Origin of the sequence: Streptomyces sp. NPDC006140, from assembly GCF_040628815.1 — a bacterium.
GTDB lineage: Bacteria > Actinomycetota > Actinomycetes > Streptomycetales > Streptomycetaceae > Streptomyces.
The window spans coordinates 33,536-55,219 of sequence record NZ_JBEXTS010000018.1; the positions used below are offsets into that span (position 1 = coordinate 33,536).

A 21,684-nucleotide genomic window follows, 5' to 3' on the forward strand; every position below is an offset into this window, starting at 1 on the left:
CGCCCTGCACCACCTCGTCATGTACCTGCCCGAGCACCACCTGTGCCTCGGGCCGGTTTCGTTTCCGGAGGATGTGGAGACCCCATGTCTCACTTGCGTTCCAGACGCCGGCTCGCCCTCGCCGTGCCCGTCGTGCTGTCCCTGACGGCCTCGCTCGGCTTCCTGCCCGCCGCCGCCTCGGCGGCCCCGCAGGCGGCGCCGGCCACCCGGTCGGCGGACGCGCCGCAGCTGGCGTACGTCGTCAACACCAAGGTGGACCGGCACACGATCGCGTCGGTGAAGAAGGCGATCGGGAAGGCCGGCGGCTCGGTCGTGGCCACCTACGAGCGGATCGGCGTGATCGTCGTCCACTCCTCGAACGCCGACTTCGCCAAGACCATCCGCACGGCGCGGGGGGTCCAGTCGGCGGGTGCGACGCGGACGGCGCCGCTGACGCCGGCGGGTACCACGGAGCAGGGGGCGGCGGAGTACCTGACGGCCGCCCAGGCGAAGCGCACCGAGGCCGCCTCGGCGAAGACGCCCGAGAGCGAGCCCCTCGAGGCGGACCAGTGGGACCTGCGCGCGATCGGCGCCGACCAGGCCGCGAAGATCAACCCGGGCAGCCGCAAGGTGACCGTCGCCGTGATCGACACCGGCGTGGACGACACCCACCCGGACATCGCCCCGAACTTCTCCGCGTCCCAGTCCGCCAACTGCGCGGGCGGCAAGCCGGACACCAGCGAGGGCGCCTGGCGGCCGTACACGCCGGAGGACTACCACGGCACGCATGTCGCCGGTGAGATCGCCGCCGCGCGCAACGGGATCGGCGTCGCCGGCGTCGCTCCCGGTGTGAAGGTGTCCAGCATCAACGTGACCGACCGGGCGAACGGCCTCTTCTACCCGGAGAGCGTCGTCTGCGCGTTCGTGTTCGCCGCCGACCACGGCGTGGAGATCACGAACAACAGCTACTACGTCGACCCGTGGCTGTACAACTGCATGGACGACCCGGACCAGCGGGCGGTCGTCACCGCGGTCAACCGGGCGCAGCTGTACGCCCAGAAGAAGGGCACGCTCAACGTCGCCTCGGCGGGCAACTCCAACCACGACCTGGACGCGGACGCGATCCTCGACGACTCCAGCCCGAACGACACCACACCCGTCGAGCGCACCATCGACCCGCACGAGTGCTTCGACATACCGACCCAGCTGCCGGGTGTCGTCACCGTCAGCGCGACCGGCGTCGACAACCTCAAGTCGTACTACTCGACGTACGGCGAGGGTGTCGTGGACGTCGCAGCTCCGGGTGGTGACCGCCGCTACCAGATACCGGACACGCCCTCCAAGGACGGCCGCATCCTGTCCACCATGCCGAACGGCGCGTGGGGCTTCCTGCAGGGCACCTCGATGGCCTCGCCGCACGCCTCGGGCGTCGCCGCGCTGCTGAAGTCCAAGCACCCTGGGGCGTCTCCGGCCCAGCTCCAGGCGATGCTGAAGGCCCAGGCCGACCGGACCGCCTGCCCCGAGTCCTACGACCAGGACGGTGACGGCACGCAGGACGCGGTGTGCGAGGGCGGGAAGCGCGTCAACGGCTTCTACGGGCACGGCATCGTCAACGCGCTGCGCGCGGTCAAGTGACCGTGCCTTCACGACTTTCCGCACAGCCCGCTCGTACCGCGAACGAACTGGAGACAGCATGACAGCGCCGCACGCGCGCCACCGCCGCGCCGTCGCGATCCCGGCCGGGATGGCCCTGGCCACGGCCCTCGCGTTCCTGCCGAACACCGCGGCCACGGCCGCCGACGAGGCGCCCGCGAAGGTCTCGGCCGACGCGACCTCGCTCAGCTACGTCGTCAACGTGAAGCCGGGTCACGGCACTTCGGCGTACGTGAAGAAGGCCGTCGCCAAGGCCGGCGGCACGATCGTGACGTCGTACGACCAGATCGGCGTCATCGTCGTCCACTCCTCGAACCCGGACTTCGCCAAGAGCATCCGCGCGGTGCGCGGGGTGCAGTCCGCCGGTGCCACCCGCACCGCGCCGCTGCCGGCGGCGTCGACGGGTGACCTGGGCGCGCCGAAGGTGCTGAGCGCGGCCGAGGTCGCGAAGGCGGAGGCGGCGGCCGGGCAGGACCCGCTGGAGTCCCTGCAGTGGGATCTGCCGGCCATCAAGGCGGACAAGGCGCACGAGAAGTCGCTGGGCAGCAAGGACGTCACGGTCGCCGTGATCGACACGGGCGTGGACGACACCCACCCCGACATCACGCCCAACTTCGACCGCAAGGCGTCGGTCAACTGCGTGACGGGCAAGCCGGACACGTCCGACGGTGCCTGGCGGCCGAGCGCCGAGGAGAGCCCGCACGGGACGCACGTGGCCGGTGAGATCGCCGCCGCCAAGAACGGCGTCGGCATGACGGGTGTGGCGCCCGGGGTGAAGGTCTCCGGCATCAAGGTGTCCACCACCGCCGGCTTCTTCTACACGGAGGCCGTGGTGTGCGGCTTCGTGTGGGCGGCCGAACACGGGGTCGACGTGACGAACAACAGCTATTACACCGACCCCTGGTACTTCAACTGCAAGAACGACCCGGACCAGAAGGCGCTCGTGGAGGCCGTCACGCGCGCCTCGCGGTACGCGGAGAAGAAGGGCGCGGTCAACGTCGCGGCGGCCGGCAACGAGAACTACGACCTCGCCTCCGACGAGATCACCGACCCGTCGTCGCCGAACGACTCCACGCCGGGCGACCGGGTCGTCGACCCCTCGAAGTGCCTGGACATCCCGACGCAGCTGCCGGGTGTCGTGACGGTCGCCTCCACGGGCGCGAAGGGCATCAAGTCGTCCTTCTCCAACTACGGCCTGGGCGTGGCCGACATAGCCGCGCCGGGCGGCGACTCGACGGCCTACCAGAAGCCGGAGCCGCCGGCCACGAGCGGGCTGATCCTGGGCACGCTGCCGGGCGGCAAGTGGGGCTACATGGCCGGTACGTCGATGGCGTCCCCGCACGTCGCGGGCGTCGCCGCGCTCATCAAGTCGACGCACCCGTACGCCTCGCCCGCGATGGTGAAGGCCCTGCTGTACGCGCAGGCCGACGCCAAGGCGTGCACGGACCCGTACGACATCGACGCCGACGGCAAGATCGACGCGGTGTGCGAGGGCCCGAAGAACCGCAACGGCTTCTACGGCTGGGGCATCACGGACGCGCTGGACGCGGTGACCAAGTAGGGCTGGTGACCGAGCAGAGCTGAGGTGAGGACGGGCCGGGCGGGGACACCTGCCCGGCCCGTTCCGTGTCTGCGGCAGGATTCCTTGCCATGGACGTGTACGAGGATCCGTCGGCCTGGACCGCCGAGCCGGTCCGGCCGCGGTGGCGGCTGGCCCTGCGGTTCGCCGGGAGCGTGGTGTGGTTCCCGGTGGTGTGCGTGCTGTGGGCGGCAGTCGCCGTCGCGGGCTTCGTCGTCGGACTGTTCGCCGACGCGCTCGTCAGCAGCCGCCTCGAACGCGCCTACGTCGACTTCGTGGCCGGCGCCCTGAAGCGCGTCAAGGGGCTGGCCTCGTGGTGTGTGACCTGGCCGGAGCTGCTCCACGAGGGGGACGCCGACTACTACAGGGCGCGCGTGGACAGGGTGGTCCGGGACTGTACGGCCCGGGCCACGTGGCCGCACCGTCCGGCGAAGTCGAGACCTTTTGTCGAGTGTGCGATACCGCTGCGGGACTACCGCGGTGTCGGCGGGTGGTACGTCGCCGAGGTCGCCCTCGCGCAGGGGTGGGAGCTGCGGCCGACGGACGCGCACCGGGAAGTACGCCTGTGGTGGTCGGCCGCGTCCAGGGCCGATTGAGGCCGTTCTGCCGACTTGCCCGGCTCTGTGGAGGCCGGTGAAGATCCTGGGGTGACCTTGACAAGATCTTCACCAGGAATGGCCGATGCGCAGGGACGCGCCGGTGCGGGCCGGGCCGTCGCTGTCCTGGTGCTGGTGGCGCTGGCCGCGCTGATCCCGCTGCTCGGCCCGTCCACCGCGCTGCACGGCACCGGGGAGGCCCGCGCGCCCGGCGCCGGGGGCATAGCCCTGCTGCGGACGGTGCTGTTCGCGGCGCTGTGCATACCCGTCGGCGAGCTGTTCGTGAACCGGCTGGCGCGGTCCGTGCCGGGCGCGGAGACCGGGCCGTGGGGCGTGCCCCGGAGTTGGTCACCCTGCGCGGCCGCCGCCGGTTTTCTCGCCGCCCTGGGGCTCGCCTCGGTCGTGGCCACGGGCAATCTCGTGCCGGCCGGACTGTCGGACGTCGACGTCGGCGGGCTCTACGCGTCCCGGGACGGCAAACTCGCCCTGCTGGAGGTCAACGCGTTCCTCCTGGCGTGGCTGTGCGCCGTGTCCCGCCGGCCGGCCACGCAGCTGTGGCCACTGGCCGCCGTGATCGTCGCCGAGGCCCTGCGCGCGCACCCCACGACCGAGCACACCCCGCTGACCGGCTCCGGGCTGACGCTCGTCCACCTGACCTGCGCGGCGCTGTGGGCGGGCGGGCTGCTGCACGCGTTGCGCACCCTGCGGCTGTGGCGGGGCGGGCAGGCCGCGGAGGCGGGTGCGGCCCTGCTGGGCCGCTACGCGCGCGTGGCGGCCGTACTGCTGGCCGCCATCACGGCGACGGGCGTGTGGAGTTCACTGCGCCGGATGCCGCCGGAGACGGTCCTGGAGCAGCTCACGGCGACGGCGTACGGGCGGGCCCTGCTCGCCAAGGTGCTCCTCGTGACGGCCGTCGCCGCGCTCGCTCTGTGGGCGCGGCGACGGCTGCGCCGGGCGGCCGACCCGCTGACGGCGTACGTGCCGGCGCGGGCGGAGGTCGTCGTCCTGGGTCTGGTGGTCGCGGTGTCCGGGCTGCTGACGGCGCTTCCGGTGCCCATCCGCTGGTGACACCGGCGGGTCTCAGACGGCCCGCATCTCGCCGTACGTCGCGGCCGGTGCCCTGCGCGCGTCGAGCGCCCCGAGCGTGCCGCCGGCCAGCAGGGCCTGCGCGGCGAGGTACGTGAGCATGATCCAGAAGTCGGGGGCGGGCGGCTGCGGCCAGTCGGCGACGCCCGTCGCGATGAGCGTGTCGGAGAGCAGGAAGAGCGCTCCGCCGAGTCCGGCGAAGAGCCCGAACCGGGTGGCGGCGCGGTACGCCATGGCAGCCAGCAGGAGGCTGTACGCGGCGACGGGTACGCGCAGGTCCGCGGGAAGGTCCGGCCACAGCAGCGCGACGGTCGTGACGAGGGCGGTGGCGTAGCCGAGGGCGAGGAGACCCGCACGCGCGCGTGGGACGGCGTTCCGGCTGCCGTACGTCGCGAAGAGGACGAGGTAGCAGACGTGTCCCGCCGCGAAGCTGCCCATGCCGGCGAGGAAGGCCGGTTCGGCGTCGGACAGCAGCAGGACGTCGCCGCCCCAGCCGAACAGCAGGGCGGCCACCAGCGGCCGGGGCGCCCGGCGCTGGGCGGCCCAGAGGGCCAGGAGCGGCATCAGGAGGGGCTTGGCGACGGCGTGCCCGGCGCCGGAACCGGCCGCGAGGGAGACGAGGTCGGCGGCGACGGCGAGCCCGAAGACGCCGAGGAGGAGACGCGAGGGGGTCACGCCGAGGCACCCTTCCCGGCGGACGCGGCGTTCCCGACGGACGCGGCCTCGTCGGCGGACGCGGCTTCCCCGGCGGGCGCAGCCTCGCCGACAGACGCAGCCTCCCCAGCGAACGCGACCTCGCCGACGGACGCAGCCTCCCCGGCCGGGATGCTCTCCCCCACCGGCCCGGCCTCCCCACCGAACGCGACCTCGCCGGCGGACGCAGCCTCCCTGGCGAACGCAGCCTCCCCGGCGAACGCGACCTCGCCGACGGACGCAGCCTCTCCGGCGGACGCGGACTTCCCGGCGGACGCGGACTCGCCGACGGACGCAGCCTCCCCGGCCGGGATGCTCTCCCCCACCGGCCCGGCCTCCCCACCGAACGCGACCTCGCCGACGGACGCAGCCTCCCCGACGGACGCAGCCTCCCCGGCCGGGATGCTCTCCCCCACCGGCCCGGCCTCCCCACCGAACGCGACCTCGCCGACGGACGCAGCCTCCCTGGCGAACGCAGCCTCCCTGGCGGACGCAGCCTCCCCGGCGAACGCGACCTCCCCGGGGAACGCGACCTCGCCGGCGAACGCGACCTCGCCGGCGAACGCAGCCTCGCCGACGGACGCAGCCTCTCCGGCGGACGCGGACTTCCCGGCGGACGCGGACTCGCCGGCGGACGCGCCGTTCCCGGCCGGGATACTCTCCCCCACCGGCGCGGCCTCGCCGACCGGCGGTGAGGCCGTGTCAGTAGCCGGAGGTACCGCCGGATCCGACACCAGGGCCGGCGCCGGAGGCCGCGTCCGCGTCGGTCCCCACCCCGGCCCCCGGAACACGCGCCCGGCGCGCTCGCTCCAAGTCCGGGCCGCCCTCAGGTCCTTGGCGATCGACACGTACTCGTGTGTCGCCACCTTCAGCAGGTTGTACGTGTCGATGTTCTTGGTCAGCCCGTACCGGGGCCGCTCGGTCTCGGCGACGAACGAGCCGAACAGACGGTCCCAGACGATGAGGATGCCGCCGAAGTTGCGGTCGAGGTAACCGCCCTGGGAGGCGTGGTGGACCCGGTGGTGCGAGGGGGTGTTGAAGACGGACTCGAACCAGCGGGGCAGCTTGTCGATCCGCTCGGTGTGGATCCAGAACTGGTAGACGAGGTTCGCGGAGGAGCAGAACGCCAGCGCGGCGGGGTGCACCCCGGCGACGATGAGGGGCACGTAGAACGGCCACACGGTCAGGGACGTCCAGGGCTGGCGCAGCGCGGTGGTGAAGTTGAACTTCCGGCTGGAGTGGTGGACGACGTGGCAGGCCCACAGGATGCGGACGACGTGGTGGCCGCGGTGGGACCAGTAGTAGAAGAAGTCCTGCGCGAGCAGCATCAGCGGGACGGTCCACCACAGGACGGGGACGCGCAGGGGCGTGAGTTCGTAGAGGGCCGTGTAGACGGCGACGATCGGGATCTTCCAGAGGAAGTCGAAGGCGAGGCTGCCGAGCCCCATGCCGATGCTCGTGGCGGCGTCCTTCGCCTCGTAGCCCTCCGCGTCCTCGTCGGGATGGAGGCGGTAGCTCACCATCTCGACCACGGTGAGCAGCACAAACGCGGGTATCGACCACAGCACGACATCGGGCAGGTTCGGCATGCCTGCACCGTAGGACCGCCGTCCGGCCCCCACCAGACGTTGTTACCCACAAGTATTACCGACGGTACGCGCTTGCTTCTTGGCGATCTCCGCCAATACGGAGGGCCCGGCCGGCACGGAATGCCGGACCTCGCCCAGACGTACGCCTCGCGAACGGACAGATCGGACAACGCGCCTGAGGGAGCGTCGGAAGAACGGGCCGGACGCACCTGGCGGGCGGGAGTGTCAGTCCCGGCCCGTATCCTCAGGGACCATGCTGGAAGACCTGACGACCGCCGCCTTCTCTCCCACGTCGTGGCCGACCGCGTATCCCAAGGGGTACGCGGTCGTTGACGTGGAGACCACGGGCCTGGCCCGGGACGACCGCATCATCTCCGCGGCCGTCTACCGGCTGGACGCGCGCGGCGAGGTCGAGGACCACTGGTACACGATGGTCAACCCGGAGCGTGACCCGGGCCCCGTGTGGATCCACGGACTGACGAGCGAGGCGCTCGAGGGCGCGCCCCTCTTCCAGGACATCGCCGAGGAGTTCACGGCCCGGCTGGCGGGGCGGGTGCTCGTCGCGCACAACGCCGTCTTCGACTGGCAGATGATCGCCCGGGAGTACGCGCGCGCGGAGCGCGAGGCGCCGGTGCGCCAGCGGCTGTGCACCATCGCGCTCTCCAAGGAGCTCGGGCTCCCGCTGCCCAACCACAAGCTGGAGTCCCTCGCGGCGCACTTCGGCGTGGTCCAGCGGCGGGCGCACCACGCGCTGGACGACGCGCGCGTGCTCGCGGAGGCGTTCCGGCCCAGCCTCAAGGCCGCGGCGGCGAACGGCCTACGGCTGCCGCTGCACGAGTGCCGGCCGCTGACCGAGTGGTCGGACCGCCCCGCCGCGCCCCGCATCGGGCAGCAGGCGGGCTACGGCGGGTCCCGGCCGGGCAGTTGGCGTCCCTCCCGGAAGCGGCCCGCCTGCCCCTACCCCAACCCGGGGCGCTACGAGCCGGGCGGGCGGCTCAAGCAGGGCATGCGGGTCGCCTTCTCGGGTGACACGTCGGTCGAGCGGGAGCTGCTGGAGGACCGCGCGACCGAGGCGGGGCTGCACGTGGCGTCGAGCCTGTCCCGGCTGACGAGCCTGCTCGTCACGAACGACCCGGACTCGGGCACGTCCAAGGTGGTCAAGGCCCGCCAGTTCGGCACGCCGGTCGTGGACGAGGCGGCGTTCGGGCAGCTCCTCGCGGACGTGGAGCCGGCGTCCGGGGAGTGAGCCGGACACCGGGCGGCGGCGGACCGTACGGACGGGTGATTGCCGGGCGACTCGCCCGGCCGCCGCTCGCCCGGGCCGGGGTGACGGCCCACGCTGTGGCGCATGGCGACCTGTGAGGTATGTGGCAATCAGTACGGAATGACCTTCGAGGTGCACGCGCAGGGCGCGGTGCACGTCTTCGACTGCTTTGCCTGCGCGATCCACCGCATGGCCCCCATCTGCGAGCACTGCCGGGTCCAGATCATCGGCCAGGGCGTGGAGGTCGAGGGCCACTGGTACTGCGGCGCCCACTGCGCCCGCGCGGAGGGAAAGGTGGGAATTGTCGACAAGGTGTGAACCCGTACCCGCCTGAATGCACCCCACGACCGAGTTGTACGGTCGTGGGGTGTACCGCTTCCTGATGTCCCGGCAGTGGGTGATCCTCACGTTGATCGCCCTGCTCCTCATCCCCACGATGATCAGGCTGGGCATCTGGCAGATGCACCGCTACGAGGAGCGCACCGCCCGGAACCAGCTGGTCACCGACGCGCTGGCCGCCAAGCCGGTGCCGGTGGAGAAGCTGACCGCCCCCGGGCACACGGTCACCAGCGCCGAGCGGTACCGGACCGTGACCGCGAAGGGCCGCTTCGACACGGAGGACGAGGTCGTCGTCCGCCGGCGCACCAACTCCGACGACGAGGTCGGCTACCACGTCCTGACCCCCTTCGTCCTCGACGACGGCAAGGTCCTGCTGGTCAACCGGGGCTGGATCCCCTCCGACGGCCCGAGCCAGACCGCGTTCCCCAAGGTGCCCGCCCCGCCGAGCGGCGAGGTCACCGTCCAGGGCCGGCTGATGCCCAGTGAGACGACCGCGGCGAGCGGCATCAAGGACCTCAAGGGCCTGCCCGACCGGCAGATCATGCTGATCAACAGCGAGCAGGAGGCCCGGCGCCTCAAGGCCGAGGTGCTCGGCGGCTACATCGCCCAGACGGCTCCCGAGCCCAAGGGCGACACGCCCGAGCTGCTGGGCGACCCCGGCAAGGAGGACGCGGCGCTGAACTACGCGTACGCGATCCAGTGGTGGCTGTTCTCCGCGGCCGTCCCGGTCGGCTGGGTGGTCCTGGCCCGCCGCGAGGCCCGGGAGCGGGCGCAGGCGGCGGCGAAGAAGCAGGACACCAGTGAGGCGGAACCGGCGGCGGTGTGACCACCGCCGGCCCCCCGGCCGCGTCAGCAGCAGCGGCCCTGCCGGCACTCCTCCCGGTGCGTCCGGTCGAGCACCTCCGCGAGTTCCCGCACGTACCAGCACACCACCCGCGCCCAGTGCACGGCCCTCATGAGCGGGCTCCCGCCAGCGGCTCCTGCGGTACGTCGAGGCGGGATTCCACGTAGGGCGCCTCGGTCACCGGCAGGGAGCCCGGGGACCTGATCGCCCGTACGCAGACCACCGCCGCGTTGCCGATCACGACGGCGACGAGCAGCAGGAACAGGGCGATCAGCACGCCGTCCACGGTGGAGTTGGTGACCACGGTGTGCATGTCGTCGAGGTTCTTGGCAGGCGGCAGCACCTGGCCCGCGTCGAGGGCGTCGGCGTACCGCGTCCGCTGGGCGAAGAAGCCGATCTTCGGGTCGTCGGAGAAGATCTTCTGCCAGCCGGCGGTGAAGGTGATCGCGACGACCCAGGCGAGCGGGACGCCCGTGACCCAGGCCCAGCGCAGCCGGCCGGACTTGATCAGGATCGTGGTGCAGACGGCCAGGGCGATCGCGGCGAGGAGCTGGTTGGCGATGCCGAACAGCGGGAAGAGCTGGTTGATCCCGCCGAGCGGGTCGGTGGCGCCGGTGTAGAGGAAGTACCCCCAGGCCGCCACGACGAGGGCGCTGCACAGCCAGATGCCCGGCTTCCAGGTGACCCGGCCGAGGGGCTTGAAGACGTTGCCGAGCATGTCCTGGAGCATGAAGCGGCCCACACGGGTGCCGGCGTCCACCGTCGTCAGGATGAACAACGCCTCGAACATGATCGCGAAGTGGTACCAGAAGGCCTTCATCCCGGCGCCCCCGAAGACCCCGGAGAAGATCTCCGACATGCCGACGGCCAGGGTCGGTGCCCCGCCGGAGCGGGCGATCAGGGTCTGCTCCTCCACGGCCTTGGCGGCCTGGGTGAGCTGGTCGGGGGTGATGGTGAAGCCGAGGCCGGCGACGGCGTGGGAGGCGGACTCGGCCGTGGTGCCGAGCAGGGCCGCCGGGGCGTTCATGGCGTAGTAGAGGCCCGGCTCCAGGGTCGCCGCGGCGATCAGCGCCATGATCGCGACGAACGACTCCATCAGCATGGCGCCGTAGCCGATCATCCGGACCTGGGACTCCTTCCGGATCAGCTTCGGGGTGGTCCCGGAGGCGACCAGCGCGTGGAAGCCGGACAGCGCGCCGCAGGCGATGGTGATGAAGAGGAACGGGAACAGGCCCCCGGCGAAGACGGGCCCGGCGCCGGAGGAGGCGAAGTCGCTCACCGCGTCCGCGCGCATCACGGGCGCGGCGACGACCACGCCGACCGCGAGCAGGGCGATGGTGCCGATCTTCATGAAGGTGGAGAGGTAGTCGCGCGGCGCGAGCAGCATCCACACCGGCAGCACGGAGGCGACGAAGCCGTAGCCGACCAGGCAGAACACGAGGGTGGTGGGGCTGAGGGTGAAGGCGGAGGCCAGCGAGGACTCCTGCACCCAGCTGCCGCCGACGATGGCGAGCAGCAGCAGGACGACGCCGATCACGCTGGTCTCGACGACCCGGCCCGGGCGGATGACGTGCAGCCAGAAGCCCATGAACAGCGCGATGGGGATGGTCATCGCGACGGAGAAGGTGCCCCAGGGGCTGTGCGCGAGGGCGTTGACGACGACCAGCGCGAGCACGCCCAGCAGGATGATCATGATGGCGAACACGGCGATCAGGGCGGCGGCCCCGCCCGCCCGGCCGATCTCGTCCCGGGCCATCTGGCCGAGCGAGGTGCCGTCCCGCCGCATCGACAGGAACAGCACGACCATGTCCTGCACCGCGCCCGCGAAGATCACCCCCGCCACGATCCACAGGGTCCCGGGCAGATAGCCCATCTGCGCCGCGAGGACCGGGCCGACCAGCGGTCCGGCGCCGGCGATGGCGGCGAAGTGGTGGCCGAGCAGCACCCGGCGGTCGGTGGGCTGGAAGTCGACGCCGTCCTCCAGCCGTTCGGCCGGGGTGGCCCGGCGGTCGTCCGGCTCGAGGACACGGCGGGCGATGAACCGGGAGTAGAAGCGGTAGGCGATGGCGTACGAGCCCAGGGCGGCGACCACCAGCCAGACCGCGGAGATCCGCTCGCCGCGGGCCAGGGCGAGCACCCCCCAGGCGACGGCGCCGAGCAGGGAGACGGCGGTCCACACCGCAAACGACCGCAGACGTGACTTTTCCGGCGCTTGAGGGCCGGATTCGGGCAGGGCTGATGTGGGCATGGCGGCTCCTCGCCTCGACAGGGGGTGAACCCTCGACAGGGGTGAACAGGGTGTGCGGACGGATCAGCGATGTCGGTCGGTCAGCGCGTACGCCGCGAGCAGGCACAGGCCGCAGCCCGGTACCCAGGCCAGTTGGTACCAGTAGAAGAACGGCGCCCCCGCGAGCCGCGGATCCGCCCCGGCGTACAGCGGGACCCACAGCAACCCGGCCGCGGGTGCGAGGAGCAGCACGGCGACGGCGACGCGCCGTAGCCGGGGATGTCCGGTCCGTGCCATGACCTGCGCTCCTCTCCCGCTCGCTGTCGGTCTGTGCAAGAGTTGCGCACCCGCCGGAAGTGGTTGACACGGCGTTTCCAGAAGATTTCCCCCCGGTTCCCTGTCCTCCGGACGGGCCGTCCGCGCAACTCTCGCGCGAGGGCACAGGCACACCAAGGACGGTGACCCATGGCTGACGGCGCCATGACCGCGACGTTCCTCGCCGTGATCGGCGGGGCGTCGCTGCTCGCCGTCACCGCGCGGCGGCTGCGCGCCAACGACCGGCTGCCGTCGCTGGAGGGCTGGGCCCTGGCCGACCGGAGTCTCGGCCCGGTGTGGACCTGGTTCCTGCTGGGCGGCACGATCTTCACCGCGTACACGTTCACCGCCGTACCGGGGCTGGCGTACGGCAACGGCGCTCCCGCCTTCTTCGCGGTGCCGTACACGGTGATCGTCTGCCCGCTGGCCTTCGTGCTGCTGAGCCGGCTGGGGAGCGTGGCCCGGCGGCACGGCTACATCACCGCCGCCGACTTCGTGCGGGGCCGCTACGGCTCGCCCCCGCTGGCCCTGGTGGTCGCGCTGACCGGGATCCTCGCCACGATGCCGTACCTGGCGCTGCAACTGCTCGGCATCCGGGCGGTGCTGACGGCCGGGGGCGTGTACCCGCGGGGCGCCGCCGGGGACCTGGTGCTGGTGGCGCTGTTCGCGGGGCTCGCGGTGGCCACCTACCGGCACGGGCTGCGGGCGCCGACGGTCATCTCGGCGCTGAAGGCGGTGGCCGTGTTCGTGTCGCTGACCGCGGTGACCTGGCTGGTGCTGGAACGGTTCGGCGGTCCGGGCCCGGTCTTCGACGGCGCCGCCGAGCGGCTGGGCGGCCCCGCGCTGCTGCTCTCCCCCGGGCAGCAGCCGGCCTACGCCACCCTCGCCCTCGGCTCCGCGCTCGCCCTGCTGATGTATCCGCATGTGCTCACCGCCGGTTTCGCCGCCGACGGGCCGCGCACCCTGCGCCGCGTCGCGGTGGCGCTGCCCGCCTGGACCGGACTCCTCGCGCTGTTCGGTTTCCTCGGCATCGCCGCCCTCGCGGCGGGGGTGCGGGCACCGCGCGGAGGGGCCGAGGCGGCCGTGCCGATGCTGGTCGACCGGCTGATGCCGGCACCGCTGGCCGGGCTGGTGTTCGCCGCGATCGCCGTCGGGGCACTGGTCCCGGCAGCGGTGATGTCGATCGCCGCGGCCACGAGCTTCGTCCGCAACGTGTACGTCGAGTACGTCCATCCGACGGCCACGCCCAAGCGGCAGGTGCGGATCGCCAAGGCGGTCTCGCTCACCGCGAAGGTGGGGGCCGTGGCGTTCGTGTTCGGGCTGCGCGACCAGGACGCCGTCAACCTCCAGCTGCTCGGCGGCGTGTGGATCCTGCAGATCTTCCCGGCCGTCGCCGTCGGGCTGTTCACCGGGCGGCTGCACCCCCGGGCGCTGCTCGCCGGGTGGGCCGTGGGCATGGCGTCGGGGACGTACCTGGTGGTGCGCGAGGGGTTCTCCTCGATCGTGCCGCTCGGCACCGGCGCCGGGCCGCTGGAGATCTACGCCGGGCTCGCCGCCCTGCTGCTCAACCTGACCGTCGCGGTGGCCGGCACCGCGGCCCTCGAACGCCTCGGCGTGCCACGCGGCGCCGACGCCACCGACCTGCCGTCCCGCCTGACCGTCCGGCGCCGCCCGGAGACGGGAGCGAACCACCTGTGAGACGCAGAGAGAACCCCACACTGCCCCCCGCGGCGGTGCCACCGGCACCGGCCGGGCCGCTCGCCTCCCCGGCGGCCGGCGACCCCGCCGACCTGGAGCGGGAGGCCGGTGTCGCCCACCTCTTCGAGCTGCACTACTCCTCGATGCTGCGCCTGGCCGTGCTGCTCGGCGCCGACGACCCGGAGAACGTGGTGGCCGAGGCGTACTACCAGATCTACCGCAAGTGGCGGCGCCTTCGGGACGTGGCCGCGGCGGAGGCCTATCTGCGCTCCACCGTCTGCAATCTGACGCGGATGCGGATACGGCACCTCCAGGTCGCCCGCCGGCACGAGGAGAACCCGCCGGACGAGACGGTCGCCTCCGCCGAGCACGCCGCGCTGCTGCGCGAGGACCAGCGGGTGCTGATCGACGCGCTCCAGCAGTTGCCGCCCCGGCAGCGCGAGGCGCTGGTGCTGCGGCACTGGCTCGGGCTCAAGGAGAGCGAGATAGCCGCCGCGATGGGCATCTCCGGCGGCTCCGTCAAGACGCACACGGCACGCGGCATCGCCGCCCTGACCCAGGCGATGGAGGCCCGGCGATGACGCATCGAGACGCGACTCCGTCGCGCGGCACCGACCGGACCGAGCAGGAGCTGCGCGAGGCGCTCCGGGCACTGGCGGGCGGGGTGCTCCCCGACCCCGACGCGTACCGCACGGCACGCGGCGAGTGGCTGCGGCGCGAGCGCAGGCGGCGGCTCGTGCTGGCCGTGCTCATCACCGTCGTCTTCGCGCTGGCGGTGCTGATCGGCCTGTGGGTGCTCAACCAGGCCCCGTCGGATCCGGGGGTGATCTTCTCGGGCACCGGCGCCGCGGCCGCCGACGGCCTGTCACTCCCCCGGCCTCTGCCCTGATTGCCGCGCCGACTTGCCGGGAACCCGCACTGCGTGCATCCCAGCATCGAGGACTACGCGATCGTCGGCGACGAGCAGACCGCTGCCCTGGTCGGCACGGACGGATCCGTCGACTGGCTGTGCCTGCCCCGCTTCGACTCCGCCGCCTGCTTCGCCAAGCTGCTCGGTGACGAGGACAACGGCTACTGGCGCATCGCCCCCGTGGGGGCGGACCGGTGCACCCGGCGCGCCTACCGACGCGACACCCTCGTCCTGGACACCGACTGGGAGACCGAGCAGGGGGCGGTGCGGGTCACCGACCTGATGCCCCAGCGCGACCGGGCCCCCGACCTCGTACGCGTCGTCGAGGGCCTCGACGGCGAGGTGACGCTGCACAGTGTCCTCAAGCTGCGCTTCGACTACGGCTCGATCGTGCCGTGGGTGCGCCGGGTCGACGGCCACCGCGTCGCCGTCGCGGGACCGGACTCGACGTGGCTGCGCAGCGAGCCGGAGGTGCGCAGTTGGGGCGAGGACTTCGGCACGCACGCGGAGTTCACGGTCAGGAAGGGGGAAAAGGTCGCCTTCGTCCTGACCTGGCACCCCTCCCACGAACCGCGCCCCCCGCTCGTCGACCCCTTCGAGGCGCTGCGCCACAGCGTCGAGGACTGGCGGGCATGGGCGTCCCGCTGCCGCTACGACGGGCCGTACCGCGACGCCGTCGTCCGCTCCCTGATCACCCTCAAGGCGCTCACCTACGCCCCGACCGGCGGCATCGTCGCCGCCGCCACGACCTCCCTGCCCGAGGAGCCGGGCGGGGTGCGCAACTGGGACTACCGCTACTGCTGGCTGCGCGACTCCACCCTCACCCTGGGCGCGCTGCTGGCGGCGGGCTACCAGGAGGAGGCGGAGGCCTGGCGGAACTGGCTGCTGCGCGCGGTCGCGGGCGACCCGGCGGACCTGCAGATCATGTACGGCCTGGCGGGCGAGCGGCGGCTGCCCGAGTTCGAGCTGCCGTGGCTGTCCGGCTTCGACGAGTCCACGCCCGTGCGCATCGGCAACGACGCCGTGAACCAGCTCCAGCTGGACGTCTACGGCGAGGTCATGGACTCCCTGTCCCTGGCCCGCGAGTCGGGTCTGTCCCCGCAGCCGGACGTCTGGGCCCTGCAGACGGCCCTGATGGACTTCCTGCGCACCCATTGGCAGCAGCCGGACGAGGGACTGTGGGAGGTGCGCGGCGGCCGGCGCCAGTTCGTGCACTCGAAGGTGATGGTGTGGGTGGCCGCCGACCGTGCCGTGCGCACGCTGGAGCGCCATCCGGAGCTGGACGGCGACCTGGACGGCTGGCGCGCGCTGCGCGAGGAGGTGCACCGCGAGGTGTGCGAGAAGGGCTACGACCCGCAGCGCAACACCTTCACCCAGTCCTACGGCTCGCGCGAACTGGACGCCGCGCTACTGCTCATCCCGCGCGTCGGCTTCCTGCCGCCCGACGATCCGCGGGTGATCGGCACCATCGACGCGGTCCGCAAGGAGCTGGACCACGGCGGCCTGCTGCGGCGCTACAGCACCACCGACGCGGACTTCACGGACGTCGACGGTCTGCCCGGCAGCGAGGGCACCTTCCTGGTGTGCTCGTTCTGGCTCGCGGACGCCCTGCACATGACGGGCCGCACGGAGGAGGCCCGACAGCTGTTCGAGCGGCTGATGGGGCTCGCCAACGACGTCGGACTGCTGGCCGAGGAGTTCGACCCGGTGACCGGCCGGCAGCTCGGCAACTTCCCGCAGGCGTTCAGCCACATCGGCCTGGTGAACACCGCCCTCGCCCTCTCCGGGGAGGACGGGGCAGGATAGGGACCATGGATCTTGGACTGAAAGACCGGGTGTACGTCGTCACGGGAGCCACGCGGGGCCTCGGCAACGCCTCCGCGCGTGAGCTCGTCGCGGACGGGGCGAAGGTGGTCGTCTCGGGGCGGGACGAGAAGGGTGTCGCCGACGCGGCGGCCGAGCTGGGCCCGAACGCGGTCGGGGTGGCCGTCGACAACGCCGACCCCGAGGCGCCGGCCCGGCTGATCGGGGCCGCGCGGGAGCACTTCGGGCGGGTCGACGGCGTCCTGGTCAGCGTGGGCGGGCCGCCGGCCGGGTTCGTCGCGGACAACACGGACGAACAGTGGCAGACGGCGTTCGAGTCGGTGTTCCTCGGCGCGGTGCGGCTGGCGCGCGCCGCGGCCGCCGAGCTGGAGCCCGGGGGCGTCATCGGGTTCGTGCTGTCCGGGTCGGTGTACGAGCCGATCGCGGGGCTGACGATCTCGAACGGGCTGCGGCCGGGCCTGGCGGGCTTCGCCAAGTCGCTCTCCGACGAACTGGGGCCGCGCGGGGTCCGGGTGGTGGGGGTGCTGCCCGGGCGGATCGACACGGATCGCGTGCGCGAGCTGGACGGGTTGTCGGCGGACCCGGAGGCGACCAGGGCCGCCGCGGAGTCGCGGATCCCGTTGCGGCGGTACGGGACGCCGCAGGAGTTCGGGCGGGTGGCCGCGTTCCTGTTGTCGCCGGCTGCTTCTTATCTGACGGGTGTGATGGTCCCCGTGGACGGCGGAGCCCGGCACGGCTTCTGACGGCGGCCCCCTCGACCGGGCCGTCAGCTCACCCTCTCCGCGTGGTGCTTGACTCCCGTCAGCCGTACCTCCGCCGGAAGCGACGCCAGGCCCGCCGATGTCCTGGCATGGGTCAGGGCACCGGTCGTGAAGTCGTCCAACGCGGCCCCCGGGTCCACGTGCGGCTCCAGTGCGAGGCGCACGCGGGCCTCGGGGGCGCTGCGGCGGCCCGTCAGGTGGGCGCGGGACCGGTCGACGCCGTCGATCCGGGCCGCCTCCCCGGTGAGCGCGTCCTCCAGGGCCCGGCCGCGCAGCAGCGCGCCCTCGCCGTCCCCGGTGTCGACGAGGACCTCGGCGAGGCGGCGCCGGCGCAGCACCGAGACGAGCCACCACAGGGCGAGCAGCAGCAGGACGGCGAGCACGGCGATGACGACCGGCCACCACCAGCCGGCGTCGCGCCAGCGAGTGCGTTCGGCGTCGCTCAGCAGCACGTCGTGCCGGTCCTGGTGGATCCACCAGGAGGGGGCGGGGGCGCCGAGGCGGACGGCCAGGACGGAGCCGCCCAGCACCAGCAGGACGAGGCCCACCAGCCCGAGGAACACGCGGTTGACGATCCTGAGCACCGGCCCTCACCCCTTCCGGCCGGGCCGCCGGACGCGCACCGACAGCGAGGGCGGCCGGGACAGCCCCAGTCCGCGGACCGCGTCGGCGAGCACGGCGTCCAGATCGGTCCGTACCTCGTCCAGTTCACGGAAGTGGGCCAGGGCGCGGACGTCCGCGCGGCGCCGGCGCACCTTCACCCGTGCCGACTGCACGCCGGCCACCTTCACCGCCCGGTCGCGCAGCGCCGTGGCGGCGGCGTCCCGGTCAAGTCCCGCGCGGACGTCGGCGTGCGTGCGGCGCATCGGGAGCACGTGCCGCAGGCCGGGGGTGGCGGCCAGGAGCAGCAGCCAGAGCCCGAGGGCGGCGGCGATCCCGGCCCCGACGAGCACCCAGGTGTCGTCGAGGGGCCGTCCGGCGAGCTGCCGGGCCAGCTCCCGGCGCCAGCCCATGCCGGGCCGGTCGGCGCGTACGGAGACGATGTCGTAGAGGAACAGCCCGGCGAGGGCTAGGAGCAGCAGGGCGACGATGGCCGCGGGGATGCGGCGCGCCGACCAGAAGCGGCCCGCGCGGCCGCCTTCGCCGTCGGGCGCGGCCGGCGGTCCGTGGGTGGCCGACGCCTCGGACCGGCCGGGGCCGGCCTGCGTCTTCTCCAGGACCGGCAGGCGCTGGGTGGTGCCTTCGGGCTCGGGGGTTTCCCTGCCCTGGGGTTCGCTCATCGGGTCCTCCCCTGTGCCGCGCCGTGCGCGGCGGTCAGGTGCAGCCGCTCCACATGGACGACGACCTCCGGCACCTGCATTCCCGCCAGGGCGCCCACCCGTTCGACGACTTGGCGGCGCACCCGGCGGCAGCGGTCGCCGATGTCGCAGGGGTAGTCGAGTTCGACGTGGACGCGGACGTGGACCACGTGGTGGTGGACGACGACCGAGGCGGACGGCCGGCCGGCGTCGGGTGGCAGCGTCCCGACCGCCTCACGGGCCGCCTGGGAGGCGATCTTCGCGACGACCCGGTCGGCGATCCGGGTCGCGCCGCGCTCCCCGGCCGGGACGACGGTCAGAGGTCTGTCGAGCTCACCGGCCCCCGCGCTCACGGGCGTCACCGCCGCCGTTCGCCACGGGTGCGGAAGAAGTCGCCCCACTCCATGTCGCCCTCCAGGAACCGGCCGACGACGAAGCCGACGGCGCCCAGCGCCGCCACCAGCAGGAAGGCACCGAATCCGCCGAAATACCCGGCGAAGGCCAGCGCCATGCCGGCGATCATGCCGACCACGGCCATGTTCATGCGCTCCTCAGCTCCTCAGCTCCGCAGCCGCTGTGTTGTCCGGTGTCCCTGGGCCTCACTGGATCCGGCGCTCCGGTTCCTCTTCCTCTTCGTCCGGCAGCTTCACGTCGCTCACCGCGATGTTGACCTCGACGACCTCCAGGCCCGTCATCCGCTCGACGGCGGTGATGACGTTCTCCCGTACGTCCCTGGCCACGTCGGCGATCGACACGCCGTAGTCGACGACGATCTCCAGGTCGAGGGCCGCCTGCACCTCGCCGACCTCGGCCTTCACCCCGCGGGTCACGCCCGACTTCTGGCCGCCTGGTACGCGGTCGCGCACTGCTCCGAACGTGCGGGACAGCCCGCTGCCCATGGCGTGCACGCCGTCCACGTCGCGTGCGGCGAGCCCGGCGATCTTCTCCACGACACCGTCGGCGATGGTCGTCCGTCCCCGGGAGCCCGGGTCCGCCCCACCGCGCTTGGCCAGTGGACTCCTGCGTGCCGCCGCCGGCTCGGTCTCCCCGCCCCGGTTCTCGGTCATGTCAGTCATCGCCGTACGTCCTTTTCGGTCGTCGTCCTTCGACCACCGTAAGCACGGTTACGGGATTGCGCGCCTCTGATGCGGCAGGCTGGAGGAATGACGGCCGACCGGTGGACACGGGCAGTGAGACATCAGCTGGGTTTCGGCAGGCTTTTGCCGTTGGGTGATGCGCGTGACGGCGCGTGGATCGCCGAGCAGGCGGCCGAGGCGGTGCTGCGGCGCGCGGCCGAGGACGCGCCGGGCGTCCGCGTCGACGCGCTCCGTATCGTGCTCGCCGACCCGGCGGACACGCAGGCGCCGGCGGTGCCCGCTCCGCCGAGCGGCCTGCCGCCCGGCCCGCTGCGGGTGACGGCCGAGTTCGCGGCCACGGCCTCGGAACCGCTGCCGACGACGGCGTCCCTGCTGCGGGCGACGCTGGCGACCGCAGCGACGCAGCGGATCGGCCTGGCGGTGAGAGAGGTGGATCTGCGGGTGACGGGGCTGCTGGACGGGGAACCGGAAGCCGGGACCGCCGCCGGATTTCCTGAACCGCCGGGCGCCGCGCAACCGGAGGCGGGCGACGAGGCCCGCGTGGCGGCGACGGCCCTCGCGGTCCCGGGCGTGCTCCGTCTGACCGGCGCGCTGGGCCATCCCGTGCACATCGAGGAACTGCCGGGCGATGCCGCGCTGTCCCACCGCCATGTCCGGGTGGAGCTGGCGGTGGGCGCGGACCACCGGGCCCGGGACGTGGCCCGCGCGGTCCGCACGGCGGTCAGGACATCGCTGCCGGACCACCCGACGGTGGCGGTACTGGTGAGCGCGATCGGCTGACCGCGCGGACCGGCCCGACGACTCGGCTGACGGCCCTGGTCCGCCCGGCGATCGGCTGACCGCCCACGTGGGGCCGGCGATCGGCTGACCGGTCGAGTCGGGCCGGCGATCGGGTGACAGCCCAGGCGGGTCCGCGACCGGGCTGACCGCCCGGGTCGGGCCGACGACCGGCTGACCGGTCGACTCGGGCCGGCGATCGACTGACCGCCCGGGTCGGGCCGGCGACCGGCTGACCGGTCGACTCGGGCCGGCGACCGGCTGACCGCTCAGGTGGGCCCGGCGACCGGCTGACCGCCCGGGTCGGCCGGTGGGCGTCAGTCGCCGACGCCCGCGAGGTCACGCAGCCTGCGTGCCTGGGACTGGCGTTCGGCGCGGCGCTGCTCCTCGTAGGTGCGGTCCTGGGCGCCGCGCAGCAGGGCCTTGGTCTCGATGACGGCGTCGCGGGGCGCGGCGAGGAGAGCCGCGGTGAGGTCGCGGACCGTGGCGTCGAGCTGGTCGGCGGGCACGGCCACATTGGCCAGCCCGGTACTGACGGCCTCCTCGGCCGTGACGAAGCGCCCGGTCACGCAGATCTCCAGCGCGCGGGCGTATCCGACGAGTCCCACCAGCGGGTGCGTGCCCGTCAGGTCGGGCACGAGTCCGAGGCTGGTCTCGCGCATGGCGAACTGCACGTCGTCGGCGACGACGCGCAGATCGCAGGCGAGGGCGAGCTGGAAGCCCGCCCCGATGGCGTGCCCCTGGACGGCGGCGACGGAGACGATGTCGCTGCGCCGCCACCAGGTGAACGCCTCCTGGTATTCGGCGATGGTCGCGTCCAACTCGGCGTCGCCGCCCCGCGCGAGGTCGATGAACGACGGTTCGCCGTCGAAGCCCTCGGGCGTGAACGCCTGCCGGTCGAGACCGGCCGAGAAGGACTTGCCCTCGGCCCGCAGCACCACGACGCGGACGGAGCCCGGCAGCAGCCGCCCGGCCTCGGTCAGCGCCCGCCACAGAGCGGGGCTCTGCGCGTTGCGCTTGGCCGGGTTGGTCAGCGTCACCGTGGCGATCGCGTCGTCGACGGTGAGCCGTACGCCGTCCTTGTCGAGTACGGGAACGAGGTCCTGGTCGGACGAAGCCATGGGACGCCTCCGATGTGTGCGGTCGTCTTCCGTG

The 21,684-nt window shown here is 73.0% G+C and carries 22 protein-coding genes and 1 pseudogene; 13 read left to right on the plus strand and 10 right to left on the minus strand.

All coding sequences use genetic code 11. The features are described from left to right. Positions 1-84: 84 nt before the first annotated feature. The 4 genes from ABZ386_RS34765 (at position 85) to ABZ386_RS34780 (ending at position 4,875) form a co-directional block, all read left to right on the plus strand. Complete coding sequence (locus ABZ386_RS34765; RefSeq protein WP_356503997.1) at positions 85-1,614, plus strand: S8 family serine peptidase; 1,530 nt, start codon at positions 85-87, stop codon at positions 1,612-1,614. A 58-nt stretch (positions 1,615-1,672) separates the two neighbouring features. After that, positions 1,673-3,193, plus strand: coding sequence for a S8 family serine peptidase (locus tag ABZ386_RS34770; RefSeq protein WP_358967569.1), 1,521 nt, complete (start codon positions 1,673-1,675; stop codon positions 3,191-3,193). 89 nt (positions 3,194-3,282) lie between these two features. Beyond that, a complete protein-coding gene (locus ABZ386_RS34775; RefSeq protein ID WP_351346662.1) occupies positions 3,283-3,807 on the plus strand; it encodes a hypothetical protein in 525 nt (174 codons plus the stop codon). A gap of 78 nt (positions 3,808-3,885) precedes the next feature. After that, positions 3,886-4,875, plus strand: a complete 990-nt coding sequence (locus tag ABZ386_RS34780) for a CopD family protein (RefSeq protein ID WP_358967572.1) — start codon at positions 3,886-3,888, stop codon at positions 4,873-4,875. Positions 4,876-4,887: 12 nt separating this feature from the next. On the opposite strand, the gene ABZ386_RS34785 is transcribed toward ABZ386_RS34780, so the two are convergent. Beyond that, positions 4,888-5,568 carry a lysoplasmalogenase gene (locus ABZ386_RS34785; RefSeq protein WP_358967574.1) on the minus strand — a complete coding sequence of 227 codons (681 nt, stop codon included), beginning with the start codon at positions 5,566-5,568 and terminating at the stop codon, positions 4,888-4,890. A 788-nt stretch (positions 5,569-6,356) separates the two neighbouring features. Continuing rightward, positions 6,357-7,175 (minus strand): annotated as a pseudogene (locus ABZ386_RS34790) (sterol desaturase family protein); the annotation flags it as partial. 253 nt (positions 7,176-7,428) lie between these two features. Between ABZ386_RS34790 and ABZ386_RS34795 the strand changes: the two are divergent. The 3 genes from ABZ386_RS34795 (at position 7,429) to ABZ386_RS34805 (ending at position 9,604) form a co-directional block, all read left to right on the plus strand. Beyond that, entirely contained in the window at positions 7,429-8,421 is a 993-nt protein-coding gene (locus ABZ386_RS34795) for a DEDDh family exonuclease (RefSeq protein WP_351346666.1), read from the plus strand. A gap of 102 nt (positions 8,422-8,523) precedes the next feature. Then, positions 8,524-8,757 (plus strand): hypothetical protein, encoded by a 234-nt coding sequence (locus ABZ386_RS34800; protein ID WP_114251243.1) that lies wholly within the window; start codon positions 8,524-8,526, stop codon positions 8,755-8,757. A gap of 49 nt (positions 8,758-8,806) precedes the next feature. After that, complete coding sequence (locus ABZ386_RS34805) at positions 8,807-9,604, plus strand: SURF1 family protein (protein WP_358967577.1); 798 nt, start codon at positions 8,807-8,809, stop codon at positions 9,602-9,604. A gap of 127 nt (positions 9,605-9,731) precedes the next feature. Here the strand turns inward: ABZ386_RS34805 and ABZ386_RS34810 are convergent, their stop codons facing one another. Then, the gene (locus ABZ386_RS34810) at positions 9,732-11,870 is read right to left on the minus strand and encodes a carbon starvation CstA family protein (RefSeq protein ID WP_351346670.1); all 2,139 of its coding nucleotides are present in this window, start codon (positions 11,868-11,870) and stop codon (positions 9,732-9,734) included. 63 nt (positions 11,871-11,933) lie between these two features. Beyond that, complete coding sequence (locus ABZ386_RS34815) at positions 11,934-12,146, minus strand: DUF3311 domain-containing protein (protein ID WP_358967580.1); 213 nt, start codon at positions 12,144-12,146, stop codon at positions 11,934-11,936. 168 nt (positions 12,147-12,314) lie between these two features. On the opposite strand from ABZ386_RS34815, the gene ABZ386_RS34820 reads away from it, so the two are divergent. Genes ABZ386_RS34820 through ABZ386_RS34840 form a run of 5 tightly spaced genes read left to right on the plus strand, consistent with a single transcriptional unit; the run spans position 12,315 to position 17,339 of the window. Beyond that, on the plus strand, positions 12,315-13,862 hold the full coding sequence (locus ABZ386_RS34820; RefSeq protein ID WP_351346674.1) for a sodium:solute symporter: 1,548 nt from the start codon (positions 12,315-12,317) through the stop codon (positions 13,860-13,862). A 35-nt stretch (positions 13,863-13,897) separates the two neighbouring features. Beyond that, positions 13,898-14,443, plus strand: a complete 546-nt coding sequence (locus ABZ386_RS34825) for a SigE family RNA polymerase sigma factor (RefSeq protein WP_114251248.1) — start codon at positions 13,898-13,900, stop codon at positions 14,441-14,443. After that, positions 14,440-14,751 carry a hypothetical protein gene (locus ABZ386_RS34830; protein WP_358967583.1) on the plus strand — a complete coding sequence of 104 codons (312 nt, stop codon included), beginning with the start codon at positions 14,440-14,442 and terminating at the stop codon, positions 14,749-14,751. The genes ABZ386_RS34825 and ABZ386_RS34830 overlap by 4 nt, the downstream gene beginning before the upstream one ends. Positions 14,752-14,784: 33 nt before the next feature. Further along, the gene (locus tag ABZ386_RS34835; RefSeq protein WP_358967585.1) at positions 14,785-16,578 is read left to right on the plus strand and encodes a glycoside hydrolase family 15 protein; all 1,794 of its coding nucleotides are present in this window, start codon (positions 14,785-14,787) and stop codon (positions 16,576-16,578) included. 5 nt (positions 16,579-16,583) lie between these two features. Continuing rightward, entirely contained in the window at positions 16,584-17,339 is a 756-nt protein-coding gene (locus ABZ386_RS34840) for an SDR family oxidoreductase (protein WP_351346680.1), read from the plus strand. Positions 17,340-17,362: 23 nt separating this feature from the next. On the opposite strand, the gene amaP is transcribed toward ABZ386_RS34840, so the two are convergent. Genes amaP through ABZ386_RS34865 form a run of 5 tightly spaced genes read right to left on the minus strand, consistent with a single transcriptional unit; the run spans position 17,363 to position 19,731 of the window. Next, positions 17,363-17,941, minus strand: a complete 579-nt coding sequence (gene amaP / locus ABZ386_RS34845) for an alkaline shock response membrane anchor protein AmaP (RefSeq protein ID WP_351346682.1) — start codon at positions 17,939-17,941, stop codon at positions 17,363-17,365. A gap of 6 nt (positions 17,942-17,947) precedes the next feature. Continuing rightward, a complete protein-coding gene (locus ABZ386_RS34850) occupies positions 17,948-18,637 on the minus strand; it encodes a DUF6286 domain-containing protein (RefSeq protein ID WP_358967588.1) in 690 nt (229 codons plus the stop codon). Next, the gene (locus ABZ386_RS34855; protein WP_351346686.1) at positions 18,634-19,017 is read right to left on the minus strand and encodes an Asp23/Gls24 family envelope stress response protein; all 384 of its coding nucleotides are present in this window, start codon (positions 19,015-19,017) and stop codon (positions 18,634-18,636) included. The genes ABZ386_RS34850 and ABZ386_RS34855 overlap by 4 nt, the downstream gene beginning before the upstream one ends. After that, on the minus strand, positions 19,014-19,199 hold the full coding sequence (locus ABZ386_RS34860) for a hypothetical protein (RefSeq protein WP_351346688.1): 186 nt from the start codon (positions 19,197-19,199) through the stop codon (positions 19,014-19,016). The genes ABZ386_RS34855 and ABZ386_RS34860 overlap by 4 nt, the downstream gene beginning before the upstream one ends. 55 nt (positions 19,200-19,254) lie before the next feature. Then, the gene (locus ABZ386_RS34865) at positions 19,255-19,731 is read right to left on the minus strand and encodes an Asp23/Gls24 family envelope stress response protein (RefSeq protein WP_351346690.1); all 477 of its coding nucleotides are present in this window, start codon (positions 19,729-19,731) and stop codon (positions 19,255-19,257) included. Positions 19,732-19,818: 87 nt separating this feature from the next. Here ABZ386_RS34865 and ABZ386_RS34870 point away from each other — a divergent pair, with 87 nt between their 5' ends. Further along, the gene (locus ABZ386_RS34870; protein ID WP_358967591.1) at positions 19,819-20,532 is read left to right on the plus strand and encodes a nucleopolyhedrovirus P10 family protein; all 714 of its coding nucleotides are present in this window, start codon (positions 19,819-19,821) and stop codon (positions 20,530-20,532) included. Positions 20,533-20,846: 314 nt separating this feature from the next. Here ABZ386_RS34870 and ABZ386_RS34875 read toward each other — a convergent pair whose 3' ends face one another. Beyond that, a complete protein-coding gene (locus ABZ386_RS34875) occupies positions 20,847-21,650 on the minus strand; it encodes an enoyl-CoA hydratase/isomerase family protein (protein ID WP_351346694.1) in 804 nt (267 codons plus the stop codon). Positions 21,651-21,684: the final 34 nt, after the last annotated feature.